Annotated in this window: 15 protein-coding genes; 11 read left to right on the top strand and 4 right to left on the bottom strand. The window is 65.9% G+C overall.

The window, feature by feature from the left end:
• Positions 1-33: 33 nt before the first annotated feature.
• Together KNJ79_RS03935 and KNJ79_RS03930 are read right to left on the bottom strand one after the other, a co-directional pair.
• Entirely contained in the window at positions 34-1,005 is a 972-nt protein-coding gene (locus KNJ79_RS03935; RefSeq protein WP_089215192.1) for a diacylglycerol/lipid kinase family protein, read from the bottom strand.
• 17 nt (positions 1,006-1,022) lie between these two features.
• Complete coding sequence (locus tag KNJ79_RS03930; RefSeq protein WP_089215193.1) at positions 1,023-1,538, bottom strand: DUF2141 domain-containing protein; 516 nt, start codon at positions 1,536-1,538, stop codon at positions 1,023-1,025.
• A 186-nt stretch (positions 1,539-1,724) separates the two neighbouring features.
• Here KNJ79_RS03930 and lptF point away from each other — a divergent pair, with 186 nt between their 5' ends.
• The 7 genes from lptF to KNJ79_RS03895 all read left to right on the top strand — a co-directional run bounded on the left by lptF (position 1,725) and on the right by KNJ79_RS03895 (position 10,057).
• Entirely contained in the window at positions 1,725-2,879 is a 1,155-nt protein-coding gene (lptF, locus tag KNJ79_RS03925) for an LPS export ABC transporter permease LptF (protein WP_317153856.1), read from the top strand.
• Positions 2,879-3,976, top strand: coding sequence for an LPS export ABC transporter permease LptG (lptG, locus tag KNJ79_RS03920; RefSeq protein ID WP_089215195.1), 1,098 nt, complete (start codon positions 2,879-2,881; stop codon positions 3,974-3,976). The genes lptF and lptG overlap by 1 nt, the downstream gene beginning before the upstream one ends.
• 253 nt (positions 3,977-4,229) lie before the next feature.
• Positions 4,230-4,568 carry a P-II family nitrogen regulator gene (locus tag KNJ79_RS03915; protein WP_089215196.1) on the top strand — a complete coding sequence of 113 codons (339 nt, stop codon included), beginning with the start codon at positions 4,230-4,232 and terminating at the stop codon, positions 4,566-4,568.
• Between the two features lie 62 nt (positions 4,569-4,630).
• Positions 4,631-6,043: a type I glutamate--ammonia ligase gene (gene glnA, locus KNJ79_RS03910; protein ID WP_089215197.1), complete on the top strand. Its 1,413-nt coding sequence runs from the start codon at positions 4,631-4,633 to the stop codon at positions 6,041-6,043.
• Positions 6,044-6,220: 177 nt separating this feature from the next.
• Positions 6,221-7,747: an NAD(P)/FAD-dependent oxidoreductase gene (locus tag KNJ79_RS03905; protein ID WP_317152868.1), complete on the top strand. Its 1,527-nt coding sequence runs from the start codon at positions 6,221-6,223 to the stop codon at positions 7,745-7,747.
• A 28-nt stretch (positions 7,748-7,775) separates the two neighbouring features.
• Complete coding sequence (locus KNJ79_RS03900; RefSeq protein ID WP_317152867.1) at positions 7,776-8,210, top strand: GtrA family protein; 435 nt, start codon at positions 7,776-7,778, stop codon at positions 8,208-8,210.
• The gene (locus tag KNJ79_RS03895; RefSeq protein ID WP_317152866.1) at positions 8,207-10,057 is read left to right on the top strand and encodes a hypothetical protein; all 1,851 of its coding nucleotides are present in this window, start codon (positions 8,207-8,209) and stop codon (positions 10,055-10,057) included. The genes KNJ79_RS03900 and KNJ79_RS03895 overlap by 4 nt, the downstream gene beginning before the upstream one ends.
• Here KNJ79_RS03895 and msrB read toward each other — a convergent pair.
• Both msrB and KNJ79_RS03885 read right to left on the bottom strand, forming a co-directional pair.
• Positions 10,038-10,526, bottom strand: coding sequence for a peptide-methionine (R)-S-oxide reductase MsrB (gene msrB / locus KNJ79_RS03890; protein ID WP_317152865.1), 489 nt, complete (start codon positions 10,524-10,526; stop codon positions 10,038-10,040). The genes KNJ79_RS03895 and msrB overlap by 20 nt on opposite strands.
• A gap of 43 nt (positions 10,527-10,569) precedes the next feature.
• On the bottom strand, positions 10,570-11,826 hold the full coding sequence (locus KNJ79_RS03885) for a cytochrome P450 (RefSeq protein WP_089215202.1): 1,257 nt from the start codon (positions 11,824-11,826) through the stop codon (positions 10,570-10,572).
• A 188-nt stretch (positions 11,827-12,014) separates the two neighbouring features.
• Here KNJ79_RS03885 and KNJ79_RS03880 point away from each other — a divergent pair, with 188 nt between their 5' ends.
• From KNJ79_RS03880 to argJ, 4 genes are all read left to right on the top strand, one after another.
• Positions 12,015-12,539 carry a hypothetical protein gene (locus tag KNJ79_RS03880; RefSeq protein WP_317152864.1) on the top strand — a complete coding sequence of 175 codons (525 nt, stop codon included), beginning with the start codon at positions 12,015-12,017 and terminating at the stop codon, positions 12,537-12,539.
• Between the two features lie 67 nt (positions 12,540-12,606).
• Positions 12,607-13,911: a M20/M25/M40 family metallo-hydrolase gene (locus tag KNJ79_RS03875; protein ID WP_317152863.1), complete on the top strand. Its 1,305-nt coding sequence runs from the start codon at positions 12,607-12,609 to the stop codon at positions 13,909-13,911.
• 216 nt (positions 13,912-14,127) lie between these two features.
• Positions 14,128-15,561: an aldehyde dehydrogenase family protein gene (locus tag KNJ79_RS03870; protein ID WP_317152862.1), complete on the top strand. Its 1,434-nt coding sequence runs from the start codon at positions 14,128-14,130 to the stop codon at positions 15,559-15,561.
• Between the two features lie 158 nt (positions 15,562-15,719).
• On the top strand, positions 15,720-16,946 hold the full coding sequence (gene argJ, locus KNJ79_RS03865) for a bifunctional glutamate N-acetyltransferase/amino-acid acetyltransferase ArgJ (RefSeq protein WP_089215206.1): 1,227 nt from the start codon (positions 15,720-15,722) through the stop codon (positions 16,944-16,946).
• Positions 16,947-16,974: the final 28 nt, after the last annotated feature.

Genomic DNA, 16,974 nt, shown 5'->3' with positions numbered 1-16,974 from the left:
AAGGATAGGACCACGCATTGGCGAAACCTCGCCTCAGGCTGCGAGGCGCAGGAAGGGCACCGGCTGGGTCGAGGTCAGGATGATCGGCTTGCCGCCCTGCGCCTCGAAAATCTCGCCGTCGAGGATGACGTTCGAGCGCTTGCCCTCGATGCGTATCTCGTCGCCTTGCTGAAAATGGACGCCGGCGAGTTCATGTTGGCCGAGCGTCCCGCGCCAGGTCGCGCCGAGCATACGAAAGAGCGCGCCGACATTGCTTTCGGTCGCGAGCAATTTCATGTGACCGCCCGCGCCAGGCTTGTCGTTGGTGCGGATCGAAAGCAGCAGCTTCTCCAGCGTCGTGACGATCAGCAGCGAAAATTTGCCCTTGAATTCGCCCTGACGGATCAGCGACACGGTCATCGCCTCGGGCTTGGGCGGCAGGCGCCCGCCACCCACGCCGAACAAAATCGCGAACAGGGCGAGCATCGCCGCCAGGAAATGCGATACGCCGTTCGGCAGGCCGAGCGGATAGATGCGATTCCGGCAATAAAGCATCACATCGGCAAGATAGGCGCCGCCCAGAAACATGCCGAGCACCGGCCGCTCGCCGCCGCTGTCGAGCGCGATCAGCTGGCGCTCGATCACATGATCGTCGATATGGCCGCTTCCGACCAGCTCGACCACGCGCTCGAGCGCCTTGATCGGATCGCCCGCGGCGCCGAGGTCGAGCGCGATCAAATTGGTCTTGCCGTTGGGCAGCACCGCGACGGGCGGCGGCGAGCCGCCGAAATGGCCGCCCGAATAGAGCTCGGTCAGCGCCGCCTGGACGGTGCCGTCGCCGCCGTTGATCGCGACGACGCGCGGGGACACCATCGCGATCGTCCGGATCGCTTCGCCGATCTGGTCGACATGTTCGACCTCATAGTGGAAGATGTCGGGGTGCGCGGCGCAATATTCGCGGACCCTCGGCAGAAGGGCGCGGTTCCCCGTCGAGCGGGGGTTGGAAAGAAGCGCTACGCTGGCCACTGCCCTCCGGAGCCTCCTTAATCGACCGGCTCGAAAGAGAGGCCGCTGACATAGTTGAGTGTCACCGGCACGCGCTTCGTCGAGCCGCCGACCGCGAAGCTGACCTCGCCGAGCTTCGGCTTCCGCTTGAAGATGAAATCGGTGACCTTCATGTCGGGATTGCCCGACAGGCCGCCGCCGTCGCTGCGATCCGACTTGCCGTTGCCGTTCAGGTCGTGGCGCACCGAAATGACATAATTGCCCGGCTGCTTGACCGGCACGCAGACCTGCATCGCGCCCGAGCCGGTCACCGGCACATCGACGCGATCGAGCCATTTGCGCTTTTCGAGATAGCTTTTGTCGGCGTTGTAGACCTGAACGCGCAGCGTCCCCGTGCGCGCCTTGAAACCATGCACGTCGACCAGCACCGCGGTCGCATTCCTGTTGCACAGATGCGCGGCCGGACCCAGCGTGGCGCCCTGCGCCGCGACGGGCGCGATCAGCGCTCCGGCAGCACCGGCGGCGAGTATCCCGGCGAAAAACATTTTCGACATGACCTCAATACCTCCAGAGGTTATAGCCACGCCAGTCGCGCCGATGCGCGCGCCGACATGGGTCCCTGTCGCCCTTGAATCGGCATATCGGAAACCTTTGCGGCCAAATCATGGTGATGGGGCGACGAAAGCTTGAACAGACTACCCGCCATCGACCGCTATATCGCGCGGCTCATCTTCTTTCCCATGCTCGGCACGCTCGTCCTTTCGGCGATGCTGCTGGTGCTCGAAAAGATGCTGCGCCTGTTCGATTTCGTCGCGACCGAGGGCGGGCCGGTCAGCGTCGTGTGGCGGATGCTCGCGAATCTGATCCCCGAATATCTCTCGCTCGGCATTCCGATCGGGCTGATGCTCGGCATCCTCCTCGCCTTCCGCCGCCTCGCGACGTCGAGCGAGCTCGACGTGCTGCGCGGCGTGGGGATGAGCTTCGGGCGGCTGATGCGGATGCCCTATGTCTTCGCCTTCGCGCTCGCGCTGCTCAACCTCGCGATCGTCGGCTTCATCCAGCCCTATGCGCGCTATGCCTATGAAGGATTGCAGTTCGAGCTGCGCTCGGGCGCGCTCGGCGCGTCGATCAAGGTCGGCGAATTCACCAAGCTCGGCAGCCGGATGACCTTGCGCATCGAACAGAGCTTTGACGACGGGCGCAGCTTGCGCGGCATTTTCGTGCGCGGCGAGAATGACGACGGCCAGGCGGTGTCGGCGACCGCGGCGCAGGGCCAGTTCCTTGCGACCGACGACCCGAACACGATCATCCTGCGGCTGACCAAGGGGGTGCTGATCCACGAATCGCCCAAATTCCCGGTGCCGCGCGTCCTGACCTTCGACAATCACGATCTGCCGATCCCGCTGCCCAAGATCGAGGCGTTCCGCACCCGCGGCGGCGGCGACCGCGAATTGACGATTCCCGAGCTGTTCGTCGTCGGGCGCGACAAGAGCGAACCGCTCGCGACACGGCTCGAAACGCGCGCCAATTTCCATTTCCGCATCGTCGAGGTCGCCTCGATGTTCCTGATCCCGCTGCTCGCGGTCGCGCTCGCGATCCCGCCCAAGCGCTCGACGTCGGCGCTCGGCGTCTTCCTGTCGATCGTCATTCTGGTGACGCAGCACAAGATCAACCAATATGCCGAGGACATGGGCGCGCGCGGCACCGTCGATCCGATCATCGCGCTATGGGTGCCCTTCCTGCTCTTCGCGGCGCTCGCGATCTGGATGTATTACACGCTCGCGCATGTCCCCGGCGGCCAGCCGATCGACGCGCTCGAGCGCGTCGCCGCCAAGGCGGGGCAGCGCGTCAAGGCGCTGTTCAACGTCTTTGGCCGCAAGCAGAAACCCGCCTGATGCACCAGTTCCATTTCTTTCCGTCGCGCACGATGGCGCTCTATATGGGGCGGCTGTTCTTCGTCCGCACCTTCGCCATCCTCTTCGCGCTCGTCGTCATCCTCCAGACGCTCGACCTGCTCGGCGAAAGCGGCAAGATCCTGGCCGTCGCGGGCAATGGCGACGCCGAGGTGTGGCGCTATGTCGGGCTGCGCGTCCCGCAGATCATCGAGACCTTCCTGCCCTTTTCGGTGCTGCTCGGCACGATCTTGACGCTGATCACGCTCAACCAGAACAGCGAGGTGATCGCGATGAAGGCGGCGGGCATGTCGGCGCACCAGGTGCTCGCGCCGCTGTTCCTCGCCGCGCTGCTCGTCGCGGCGATCAGCTTCGGCTTCAACGAGCGGATCGTCGCGCGCGCGACAGCGGCGCTCAGCGCGTGGCAAAAGGTCGAATATGCCGAGGTGCCGAAGGACAGCGGGGTCCGCTCGAACATCTGGGTGCGCGAGGGCGACGACCTGATCAACGCGCAGACGGTCGAGGCCGGCGGACCGGCGATCGTGCTGCGCGGCGTCAAAATCTATGAGCGCACCGGCGGCATCCTGTCGTCGGTCCTGTCGGCGGACACGGGCCGCGCGGTCGACGGCGGGTGGGAGCTGACGAACGCCAGGCGCTTCCTGCGCCGGTCGGGGACGGTCGAGGAATTGGGCACCATCGTCGCGGCCAAGGGCGTGCGCCCCGACCAGTTCACCCTCGCACAGGTCGACGGCGACCAGCTGCCCTTCCTGCAACTGAAGAGCGCGATCGCCGATCTCGAGGCCGCGGGGCGGCCGGTCGATTCGCTGAAGGGGGTGCTCTGGCACAAGATTTCGGGGCCGCTGTCGGCGGTGCTGATGCCGCTGCTCGGCGCGGTCGCGGCGTTCGGCCTCGCGCGGTCGGGCAAGCTGTTCGTGCGCGCGATCCTGGGAATGGCGCTCGGCTTCGCCTATTTCGTCGCCGACAATTTCGCGCTCGCGATGGGCGACCTCGGCGCCTATTCGCCCTTCCTCGCCGCGTGGGGGCCGTTCATCCTCTTCGCACTGATCGGCGAGATGATCCTGATCCGCACCGAAGAGTGACCCGTCCGCGGCCGGGCCCGAACGCGTTGCCGTTTTTTTAGGCACCGCCGTTACCGCATTGCCCAAAGACCGGGCAGCGGCGCAACTTCGTGCCAAAAATCTTGCCGAAAGCTTGCGATTCGCCAATTGGCACGGCTCTTGATTGATGCAAGATGGCGGGACACCGCACCGACTCGACCGGGGAACCGGACAGGCGCGCCTGTCCGGCTTTGGTCGCGAGCGACGGTGGCGAGCCCAAAGGGGGATGAGTTAAGTGAAGAAGATTGAGGCGATCATCAAACCGTTCAAGCTGGACGAGGTGAAAGAGGCGCTGCACGAGGTCGGAGTGAGCGGCATCACCGTCACCGAGGCCAAGGGCTTCGGTCGGCAGAAAGGCCACACCGAACTCTATCGCGGCGCCGAATATGTCGTCGACTTCCTGCCGAAAGTGAAGCTCGAGGTGATCGTCGACGACAATATGGCGGAACGCGTGGTCGAGGCGATCGCCGCCGCGGCGCAGACCGGCCGCATCGGCGACGGCAAGATCTTCGTCATTCCCGTCGAAACCGCGCTGCGCATCCGCACCGGCGAGCGCGACGAGGACGCGCTCTAGACAACCCAGTTCAACGCCCCGGGGCCGCCCGGGATTTCATCGCAAGAAGGAAGTGTAAGACCATGGCCACCAAGCCGAAGGATATCGTCGCCCGGATCAAGGATAATGACATCGAGTGGGTCGATCTGCGTTTCACCGATCCCAAGGGCAAATGGCAGCATCTGACGATGTGCGCTGGCGTCATCGACGAGGACGCGCTCGAGGACGGCCTGATGTTCGACGGCTCGTCGATCGCCGGCTGGAAGGCGATCAACGAGAGCGACATGATCCTGAAGCCCGACCTCGAGGCGGTCTACGACGATCCCTTCTCGGCCACGCCGATGCTCGTCATCTTCTGCGACATCGTCGAACCCTCGACCGGCGAAGGCTATGCGCGCGACCCGCGCACGACCGCGAAGCGTGCCGAGGCCTATCTCGCCTCGACCGGCATCGGCGATACCGTCTATGTCGGTCCCGAAGCCGAATTCTTCATGTTCGACGACGTCCGCTTCGAAACCGGCTATAACAAGTCGGGCTTCGAGATCGACGACATCGAACTGCCGACCAACACCGGCCGCAGCTACGAGGGCGGCAACCTCGGCCACCGCCCGCGCGCCAAGGGCGGCTATTTCCCGGTCGCGCCGGTCGACAGCGCGGTCGACATCCGTGCCGAGATGGTTTCGACGATGCTCGAAATGGGCCTGCCCTGCGACAAGCACCACCATGAGGTCGCCGCGGCGCAGCACGAGCTCGGCCTGACCTTCGGCACGCTCACCGAAACCGCCGACCGCATGCAGATCTACAAATATGTCGTGCATCAGGTCGCGCACGCCTATGGCAAGACCGCGACCTTCATGCCGAAGCCGATCAAGGACGACAACGGCAGCGGCATGCACACCCACATGTCGATCTGGGAAAAGGGCAAGCCGAGCTTCGCCGGCAACGGCTATGCCGGGCTTTCGGACATGTGCCTCTATTTCATCGGCGGCGTGATCAAACATGCGAAGGCATTGAACGCCTTCACCAATCCGACGACGAACAGCTACAAGCGCCTCGTCCCGGGCTTCGAAGCGCCGGTGCTGCTCGCCTATTCGAGCCGCAACCGTTCGGCTTCGTGCCGCATCCCCTATGGCGCGGGCGCCAAGGCGAAGCGCGTCGAATTCCGCTTCCCCGACGCGATGGCGAACCCCTATCTCGCCTATGCCGCGCTGCTGATGGCGGGCCTCGACGGCATCCAGAACAAGATCCATCCCGGCGACGCGATGGACAAGAATCTCTATGACCTGCCGCCCGAGGAACTCGCCGACGTCCCGACCGTCTGCGGTTCGCTTCGCGAAGCACTCGACAGCCTGACCGCCGATCACGACTTCCTCCTGAAGGGCGACGTCTTTTCGAAGGATCAGATCGAAGCCTATATCGAGCTCAAGTGGGACGAGGTCTATGCCTTTGAGCAGACCCCGAGCCCGGTCGAGTTCGACATGTATTACAGCGCCTGATCGTCACCGATCAGCGACGCCAACGGGGCGTCCGGTCTGGGGGGACCGGACGCCCTTTTTGTTGGCGTCTTCGTTCTGTTCCGCAAGGAAGGATCAAGTCCTAGCGCTCCGTTAACCAGTTTTTAGAACCATTCCCCCACAGCGGACGCGAAGCATTTTGCTGCGTGGGGAAATCGGATGACAAATAGTGCGAGCCGGCCGACGAGCGTGGACGTCGCGATCATCGGCGCGGGACCGGCGGGACTGACCGCTGCCTATCTGCTGACCAAAGAGGGCTACCGCGTCACGGTCATCGAAAAGGACCCCGACTATGTCGGCGGGATCAGCCGCACGGTCGAGCATGAGGGGTTCCGCTTCGATATCGGCGGGCACCGCTTTTTTTCCAAATCGCAGGAAGTGGTCGATCTGTGGAACGAGATATTGCCCGACGATTTCATCCAGCGCCCGCGGATGAGCCGCATCTATTATGAGGGCAAATTCTATTCCTATCCGCTGCGCGCGTTCGAGGCGCTGTGGAACCTCGGCCTGTTCCGCTCGGCGCTGTGCATGGCGAGCTATGCCAAGGCGAAGCTGCTGCCCAACAAGGCGGTGCGCAGCTTCGAGGACTGGACGGTGGGTCAGTTCGGGCACAAACTCTATTCGATCTTCTTCAAGACCTATACCGAGAAGGTATGGGGGATGCCGTGCGACGAGATGTCGGCCGACTGGGCGGCGCAGCGCATCAAGGGACTCTCGCTCGGCGCCGCGGTGCTCGACGGGCTGAAACGCAGCCTGGGGCTCAACAAGCGCCCGAACGACGGCATGGCGACCAAGACCTTGCTCGAAACCTTCCGCTATCCGCGGCTCGGCCCCGGCATGATGTGGGACGCCGCACGCGATAAGGTGATCGCCGGCGGCAACCATGTGCTGATGGGCCACAGCTTCAAGCAGCTGACGCAGGACCAGACGACGGGGCGCTGGCGGCTCACCGCGACCGGACCCGGCGGCGACGTCGCGATCGACGCCGCGCATGTCATCAGCTCGGCGCCGATGCGCGAGCTTGCCGCGCGCATCCACCCGCTGCCCGCTTCGGCGCTCACCGCGGCGCCGAAGCTCAAATATCGCGACTTCCTGACCGTCGCGCTCAAGATCCGGTCGGAGGATCTGTTCCCCGACAACTGGATCTATATCCACGACAGCAAGGTCAAGGTCGGCCGGGTGCAGAATTTCCGCAGCTGGTCGCCCGAAATGGTGCCCGATCCCGAGCTTGCCTGCGTCGGCCTCGAATATTTCTGCTTCGAAGGCGACGGGCTGTGGTCGTCGAGCGACGCGGATCTGATCGCGCTCGCGACCGACGAGATGGCGATCCTCGGGCTGTGCGACCCGGCCGACGTCGTCGGCGGCGCGGTGGTTCGGCAGGAAAAGGCCTATCCGGTCTATGACGATGACTATGCCGCGCATGTCGCCGCGATGCGCGAGGAACTCGAAGCACGCTACCCGACGCTGCACATGGTCGGGCGCAACGGAATGCACCGCTACAACAATCAGGACCATGCGATGATGACCGCGATGCTGACGGTGCGCAATATCGTCGCGGGCGAACGGGTGTACGACATCTGGGGCGTCAACGAGGACGCCGAATATCACGAGAGCGGCAGCGAAGGCGAACGCGCCGCGCTCGCTTCGGTGCGCGACGTGCCGCAGCGCGTCGGCAAGGCGGCGTAGGCTCCCAGCGGTGGCGGAGGAGCCGGCGATGATCGGACAGGCGCTGCAGTTGATCGATATGGTGCGGCGCGGCGAGCTGCGCTGGCTCGCCTATCTCGCCGCGAGCGGACTTTCGCTCTGCGTCGATGCGGGGCTCTTCCTGCTGCTGCTCAGTGCGGGTCTAACGCCGGTCGCGGCGTCGGCGCTCGGCTATGGCATGGGCATCCTCGTTCATTGGCTGGTGTCGAGCCGGCTGGTCTTCGCCGACGGCACCGCCGCGCGCGGGACGAGCGACCGGCATCGGCAAAAGCTCTTCTTCGTCGGGTCGGCGCTCGTCGGGCTGGCGGTGACGACGGCGATCGTCGGCACCGGCAGCCTGCTCGGTCTCGATCCCCGCCTCGCCAAGCTGATCGCGATCGTGGTGAGTTTCCAGACGACCTATTGGCTGCGCCGCCACCTCGTCTTCCGCCCGGATATCGCATGAGCGCGGCATCGCTCGCGGCCGGAGCGGAGGGCGCGAAGGCGCCGGGTCAAGCGCCGCCGACCCTGCCCTCGTGGATGACCCCGCTCCGGATCGCGCTGATCGTCTGGATCATCGCGGAAGCCGCGATCTTTGTCGGCCGGTGGCCCGCCATCGCATCGCTGAGTCTTCCCGACACCGACGATGCGATGCGCATGGTGCAGGTGCGCGACCTGCTGGCCGGGCAAGGCTGGTGGGACCTGATGCAATATCGGGTCAACCCGGCCGATGGCGGCGTGCTGATGCACTGGTCTCGAATCGTCGACATTCCGATCGCAGGGGCGATCCTGCTGCTGCGACCGTTTATCGGCCAGCCGCTCGCCGAACAGATCGTGATGGCGCTGTGGCCGCCGCTCCACCTACTCGCGCTGCTGATCGTCGCGTCGTTCGGTTATCGCCGCTTGCCCGATCGCCGCATCGCCTATGCGGTGCCACTCTATCTGATCTTCTGCGGCTATATCATGGTCCAATTCCGTCCGCTGCGCATCGACCATCACGGCTGGCAAGTCTTCCTCGCGATGCTGATTCTGTGGCAGGCGCTGCGCCCCGCGAGCCGCGGCGCCGGGCTGCTGGGCGGCCTGTTCGCAGCGATGCTGATCGCCGTGTCGATCGAAGGGTTGCCGCTGGCGGCGCTCTTCGCGGGGATTGCCGCGCTGCGTTGGGCGTTGAACGGCGATGCAGACGACCGCGACCGGCTGACCTTCTACATGCTCGGCCTGGCGGGCGGCGCCCTTATCTTCCAGTTCGCGACGCGCGGCCCCGCCGGGCTCTTCGGCACCTGGTGCGATTCGCTGTCCCTTCCTTACCTTGCCGCCTTCATCGCAGCGGGTGTCGGAACGACGCTCGCAGTCGCGTGCCGGCCCCGACGCCCATGGATGCGGATCGCGTTGCTGGGCATCGCCGCGGCGGCCGCAGCGATCGCCGTCGTCGGCACCGCCCCCGAATGCACGCATGGGCCCTTCGCCTCGCTCGATCCGCTGGTCGATCGCTACTGGTATCGTCGGGTCCTCGAAGGCCAGCCGATCTGGGCGGCGAAGCCACAGACCATCATTCATCTGGTCATACCCACGCTGCTCGGCTTCGTCGGCACCTTGCTCGCGTGGTGGCACAGCGACGGCGCCGCCGAGCGCCGGCAGTGGGCAACGCTTCTGATCGCGCTCGCCGGCGCGAGCGCCGTGTCGCTGATGGTCCTGCGCAGCGTCGCGACCGCGCATCTGTTCGCGATACCCGGATGCGCATGGGTCGGCATCCGGCTGTTCGCGCGCGCGCGCGAGCTTCCCACCCTGCCGCGCCTCGGCGGCTCGCTGCTCGCCGCGGTAACGCTGCCGTTCCTTGCGAGCAGCGCTGTGGCGATCCCGCTCGCCGCCGCCATTCCCGCCTTCGAGGACCGCGAGACGGCGCCAGCGCCCGCCGACGGAGGCAATTGCCTCGACGCGCCATCCATCGCCGCGCTCGACCGGATTCCGCCGACCACGGTCCTCGCCCCGATCGACCTTGGCGCACCGCTGATCTTCTGGACGCCGCATGGCCTGGTCGCAACGCCGCATCATCGCAACAATGCCGCGATGGCCGACACGATACGGTTCTTTCTGGGCGATCCCGCCCAGGCGGAAGCGCTGGCGCGGCGTCGCGGCGCGACCCTGATCGTGATTTGCCCCACGGCCAATGATTTCAACGTCTATCGCAAGGCGCGCAGCGACGGCCTTGCAGCGATGCTCGCCGCCGGAAAAGTTCCGGGTTGGCTCCAGCCGGTGCCGATCGGCGTCTCGACCGACCTTCGCGTCTACCGCGTCAGGCCGGCCGGAAGCTGAGCGCGGCGCCGTTCATGCAATAGCGCTTGCCTGTCGGCTTCGGGCCGTCGTCGAAGACATGCCCCAGATGCCCGCCGCAGCGGCGGCAGTGGAGCTCGGTGCGCGGATAGCCGAGCTCGCGGTCGGTCGCGGTGCCGACCGCATTTTTCAGCGGCGCCCAGAAGCTCGGCCAGCCCGTGCCGCTGTCATATTTGGTCTTGCTCGAATAGAGCGGCAGCTTGCAGCCTGCGCACAGGAAAATGCCGGCGCGATGCTCGTCGTTCAGGGGGCTGGTAAAGGGCCGCTCGGTCGCCGCCTCGCGCAGCACGCGAAACTGCATCGGGGTGAGCCGCTTTTTCCATTCGGCCTCGGAAAGCCGCCAGCCGGGTTCGGCTTGCGGCCGCCGGCCCGGCTTGGCGAACAGCATCGGCGCGCCGATGAGCGCGCCGCCGAGCGCGAGACCGCCGATAAGATGTCGCCGTTCGATCATATCGAATGATACGTGGCGGACGCGGCGGAGGTTTCAGCCCGCCTCAATATTTTTCGAGCTGCACATCCATGTGGCGATAGCCGTGAACGAAGCAGGCGTGAACCCGCTCGGGCTCGCCGAGAACGTTCACGCGCAGCCGGCGCCGCTGCATCTCGGCGATCAGCGCGGTGAGCTGCAGTTCGGCGACGCGCGCGCCGACGCAGCGGTGGATGCCATAGCCGAACGACAGGTGCCGCCGCGCATTTTCGCGGTCGACGATGATCCGGTCGCCGTCGGGGAAGATGCTCTCGTCGCGGTTCGCCGAGACATACCAGAGCGCGAGCTTGTCGCGCTTCCTGATCTGGTGGCCGAAGAGTTCGGTATCCTCGGTCGCGGTGCGCCGCATATGCGCGAGCGGGGTCTGCCAGCGGATGATCTCGTGCATCGCGTTGACCGCGAGTTCGGGGTCGTGGTTCGCCTCAAGCTTCGCGCGCTCTTCGGGAAATTGCGACAGGCCATAGGCATAGGCCGACATCGAATTGCGCGTCGTGTCGTTGCCGCCGACGATGAGGAGGATGAGATTCCCCATGAACTCATTCTCGCTCATATGGCTCATCGCGTCGGACTGGAGCATGATCGAGATGAGGTCGTGCTGCCCCGGATTCCTGGCCTTGCGCGCCCAGAGTTCCTGAAAGGCGCCGCCCATTTCATAGGCGATCGCGAGCCGCGCCTGCCGCTCTTCGAGCGTGTTGAAGCTTTCGATGTCGCCGAGCGCGTCGGACCAGGCGGTGAGCTTGTGGCGTTCTTCCCACGGAAAATCGAAGAGGATCGCGAGCATCTGCGTCGTCAGTTCGATCGACACCTTCTCGACCCAGTCGAACGTCTCGCCGATCGGCAGCGTGTCGAGCACCGCGGCGGTGCGCGCGATCGTGTCGGCGCGCATCCGCTCGATCTCCGACGGGCCGAAGGCGGGCGCGACGGTGCGGCGCTGCGCGGTGTGCTGCGGCGGGTCCATCGCGATGAACATCGGCATCGGGATTTCGCCCTCCTGCAGATGTTCGACGCCGTCGCCCGCAACGGTGATCCCGCCGACTTCCCACGACGAGGAAAAGATCTTGGGCAGCGCCTCGACATGCTGGATCGGCTTGTAGGTTGTCAGCGACCAATAGGGACCGAATTTCGAATCCTCGCAATAATGGATCGGCGACTCGGCGCGCAGGCGCGCCATCGGCTCCTGCCAGCGGTCCTCGCTCCAAAGCTCGGCGCGGGTGACGTCCAAAGGATCGGGATTTTCGGGGGAAACGCGATATTGGGTGGCCATCGGGGCAGCTCCTCTCGGCAGGGGGCCGTCTGGCGCGGCCTTGGTCGGTTGCAGAATGCCACTATTTACAGCTTTGTCAACGACGGCCTGGGCGAAGCCGGCGCGCCGAAGCGATACCGCGATAAACGCCCGGGCTTACGCTTTGGTAAGGCAACGCGGCTAAACGGCTCGGTCGAAGGGAAGCTGTCATGGCCATGCTGCGTCATCTGTTGCTGATCGCCGCGCTGCTCGTCACGGGCGGCTGCGGCAAGGCGGTCGAGCTCGTCAACCAGACGCGCACCGTCGCCGCGCCGCGCGAGGCGGTGTTCGCGAAGATGTTCGGCGACGACGGCGCCTTCGCCGGCCTGCCGCTCGTCACCAACGGAGGATCGACGCGGCTTTATGAACTGGTCGTCGAAAAGGGCGAGCCCGGGTTCGAGCGGATCGCGCCGAAACAGCGGCCCGATGCCTATAAGGTCAAGGTCGCCGTCGCGATGGAAATCCCCCGCGAGGCGCATCTGATCTATAGCGTCGACGACGGCGCGCTCGCGACGGGCCTGAAATTCACCTTCGAGGAACTCGCGCCCGACCGCACGCGCGTCGCCTTCACCGTCGACGAATTGTCGGGGCACGACACCGAGGGCCTCGCGGTCAACAGCGCGAAGCTGCGTTCGGTCGCCCATGACGCGCTCAGGAAGCTCGACGATTTCGACGAGGTCGACGAACAGGCCTGACCCGGGCTGACCCGCTTGCTCCTTCGCCGCCGAGCGGCCACAAGGGCGGCAAAGGAGTCTGCCGCCCATGAAATCGCTCGCCGCGCTGCTCGCCCTCCCGCTCGCCCTCGCCCTCCCTGCGCAGGCGAAGCTGTCGCCGGCGGAGCAGATGATGGCAAGGACGGTCGCGGCCGAGCAGGAGCGCAACGTCGCGCTGCTCGAGCGGCTGGTGAACCAGAACAGCGGCACGTTGAACCTTGCGGGCGTCGAAAAGGTCGGCGCGATGATGCGCGCCGAACTCGAACCGCTGGGCTTTGCCGTCACCTGGACCCCGATGCCCGAGACGGGCCGCGCGGGGCATCTGGTCGCGGTTCACAAGGGGCGGCCCGATACCAAGCGCCTGCTCCTCATCGGCCACCTCGACACGGTGTTCGAACCCGATTCGCCCTTCCAGCGCTTCGAGCGCATGGGCGACAAGGCGAAGGGACCGGGCGCGGGCGACGACAAGGGCGGGATGACGGTGATCGTCGCGGCGCTGCGCGCGATGAAGGCGGCGGGGACGCTCGATGGTGCCAATATCGAAATCCACCTGACCGGCGACGAAGAGGATGCGGGCGATCCGATCGAAAAGGCGCGCGCCGCGCTGATCGCGGCGGGCAAGCGCAGCGATGTCGCGCTCGGTTTCGAGGGGCTGGTGCGCGACGGCGGCGCCGACATGAGCTCGGTCGCGCGGCGCTCGTCGGAAAGCTGGACGGTGACCGCGAGCGGCAAGACCGGACACAGCTCGGGCATCTTCACCCCCGAACAGGGCGACGGGGCGATCTATGAGCTCGCGCGCATCCTGCATCGTTTCCGCACCGAGCTGCCCGAGCCCAATTTGACCTTCAACGTCGGGCTGATCGCGGGCGGCGAGCAGGCGAGCCTCGACACCGGCAAGATCCGGGCGAGCGCGAGCGGCAAGACGAACATCGTTCCCGCGACCGCGATCGCGCGCGGCGACCTGCGCACGCTGTCGGGCGAGCAGGCGGCACGGGTGAAGGCGAAGATGGCGGCGATCGTCGCCGACCATGCGCCCGGCACCGGCGCGAGCCTGGCGTTCGATCCCGGCGGCTATCCCGCAATGGCGCCGACGACAGGCAATCGCGCGCTGCTGACGCGGCTCAATGCGGTGAACCGCGACCTCGGCCTGCCCGAGATGGCGGCGCTCGACCCGATCAAGCGCGGCGCCGCCGACATCAGTTTCGTCGCCCCCGACATCGACGCGCTCGCGGGGCTCGGCACCTATTCGACCGGCGACCACGGCCCCGAGGAAACGGTCGAATTGCCCAGCATCGCGCGGCAGGCGACGCGCGCCGCGATATTGATGTCGCGCCTGGCTGCGGAAAAGCGGTAGAAAATTACTGTTTTCACAATATTACTGTGTGCTCCCGCGAAGGCGGGAGCCCATCTCCGAACGGCGTCATCTTGAACCGGCAGGAGATGGGTCCCCGCCTTCGCGGGGACACACGGACGGCCTTGGACACTTCCACTGCCTATCACGCTTGATTCATTCACCATAGCGACTAGGTAGCAATCCGAGACGTAAATTCACGCCGATGGGAGACAGGACATGAGCAGCGACCAGCATTTCAAGCAGAATTTCATCGGCGGCCAATGGGTCGACAGCAAGGGCGGCAAACCGCACGACGTCATCAACCCCGCAACCGAAGAGCCCGCCTCGACGATCATCCTCGGCACCGCCGCCGACGTCGATGATGCCGTCGCGGCGGCCAAGGAGGCCTATAAGAGCTGGTCGCAGACGAGCCGTGAGGAAAGGCTCGAAATTCTCGGCCGCATCGTCGAGGAATATAAGAAGCGCGCCGGCGACCTCGCCAAGTCGATGGCCGCCGAAATGGGCGCGCCGGTCAGCTTTGCCGCGACCGCGCAGGTCGGCGCGGGCATCGGCGGCTTCCTCGGCACGATTGAGGCGCTCAAGAATTTCAGCTTCAGCGAACAAATGGGCGCGAACAAGGTCGTTTACGAACCGATCGGCGTCGTCGGCATGATCACGCCGTGGAACTGGCCGCTCAACCAGATCGCGCTCAAGGTCGCGCCCTCGCTCGCCGCGGGCAATACGATGATCCTCAAGCCCTCCGAGGAATGCCCGGGCAATGCGACGATCTTTGCCGAGATTCTCGACGCCGCGGGCGTGCCCGCGGGCGTGTTCAACCTCGTGCAGGGCGACGGTCCGACGGTCGGCAACGCGATCGCCGCGCATCCGGGGATCGACATGGTGAGCTTCACCGGCTCGACCCGTGCCGGCATCCTCGTCGCCAAGGCGGCCGCCGACACGGTCAAGCGCGTGCATCAGGAACTCGGCGGCAAATCGCCGAACCTCGTCCTGCCCGACGCCGAGCTCGAAAAGGTGCTGCCGCCGACGGTGCAGGGCGTGCTCGTCAACACCGGCCAGAGCTGCATCGCGCCGACGCGCATTCTGGTGCAAAAGGATCGCAAGGCCGAAGCGGTCGGCGTCATCAAGGCGATGTTCGACGGCACTGAGGTCGGCGACCCCATGCAGGAAGGCGCGCATATCGGCCCGGTCGTCAACAAGGCGCAGTTCGACAAGATCCAGGGCCTGATCCAGTCGGCGATCGACGAAGGCGCGACGCTCGAAACCGGCGGCACCGGCCTGCCCGCGAACGTCAACCGCGGCTTCTTCATCAAGCCGACGGTCTTTTCGGGCGTCACCCCGAATATGCGCATCGCCAAGGAAGAGGTGTTCGGCCCGGTCGCGACGATCATGGAATATGCCGATCTCGACGAGGCGGTCGCGATCGCCAACGACACCGAATATGGCCTGTCCGCGGTCGTTTCGGGCGACCCCGCCAAGGCCGCCCAGGTCGCGCCGAAGCTGCGCGCGGGCATGGTCGCGGTCAACAATTGGGGTCCGGCCCCCGGCGCGCCCTTTGGCGGCTACAAGGCGTCGGGCAACGGCCGCGAAGGCGGGCTGTTCGGCCTCAAGGACTTCATGGAAGTCAAGGCGATCAGCGGCGTTCCGGCGTAATATCTCCCCTCCCGCTTGCGGGAGGGGTTGGGGGTGGGCCAGCGACATGACTTTGCCCACCCCGCTGCGACTAGCGAGCAAGCTCGCAAGTCTCGCTGCCCCTCCCGTAAACGGGAGGGGTTTTGCTTTTCGGCCCGGAAAGCTAAACGCGCTCCACCATGACCAGCCGTTCGCCGCTTGCGCCCGCCGCCTTCCCTGCCCTTCCCGACATCGCCGGGGTGACGCGCCGCATCGCGCGCGCACATTACAAGGAATGGGATCGCTGCGACCTGACCTATATCGAGCTGGCGCCCGGCACAACGGTCGCGGGCGTGTTCACGCGCAATGTCTGCTGCTCGTCCGAGGTCGAACTGGGCCGCGAGCAGGTGAAGGGCGGCAGCGGCCGCGCGCTGATCGTCAACGCGGGCAACAGCAACGCCTTCACCGGCTATCGCGGACGCGAGGCGGTCGAGGCGATCAGGGCGCAGGTCGCGGAGCATCTCGGCTGCGCGCCGGGCGAGATATTCGTCAGCTCGACCGGGGTGATCGGCGTCCCGCTGCCCAAGGACAAGGCGCGCGAGGGCGTCGCCGCCGCGCTGACCGCCGCGCCCTGCTCGTGGGAGGCGGCCGCCGAGACGATCGGCACGACCGACACCTTTGCCAAGGGCGCGCATGCGAGCGCGATCGTCGGCGATCGCACGGTAGAGGTTGCGGGAATCGTCAAGGGATCGGGGATGATCGCCCCCGACATGGCGACGATGCTCGGCTATATCTTCACCGACGCGGCGGTCGCGCCGGCGCTGCTTCAGGCCATGCTGACGAAGGCGACCGCAGGCAGCTTCAACGCGATCACCGTCGACAGCGACACCTCGACGAGCGACACGGTGCTGCTCTTTGCGACCGGGCAAGCGGGCAATGTGCCGCTCGCATCATGGGACGATGCCGGGGCGGATGCGCTTTACGCAGCGATCGAACAGGTGGCGCTCGACCTTGCACAGCTTGTCGTGCGCGACGGCGAGGGTGCGTCGAAGTTCATCGAAGTTCAGGTATCGGGCGCGGTCAGCGACGAAAGCGCCAGGCGCGTCGCGCTCACGATCGCCAACTCGCCGCTGGTCAAGACCGCGATCGCGGGCGAGGATGCAAATTGGGGCCGCGTCGTGATGGCGGTGGGCAAGGCGGGCGAGCCCGCCGACCGCGACCGGCTCGCGATCCGCTTCGGCGACCATATGGTCGCGAAGGACGGCCTGCCGGTCGAGGGCTATGACGAAGCGCCGGTGGCGGCGCACCTCAAAGGACAGGACATCCGCATCGGCGCCGATCTCGGCCTCGGCGACGGGCGCGCGACCGTGTGGACGTGCGACCTGACGCACGGCTATATCAGCATCAACGCCGATTATCGGAGCTGAGCTTCCTTCGTCATTGCGAGGAGCGAAG

Origin of the sequence: Sphingopyxis indica, from assembly GCF_032879645.1 — a bacterium.
Lineage (GTDB): Bacteria > Pseudomonadota > Alphaproteobacteria > Sphingomonadales > Sphingomonadaceae > Sphingopyxis > Sphingopyxis indica.
Note: the sequence above shows the minus strand (reverse complement) of the source record. Positions and strands in the feature narration are given on the sequence as shown.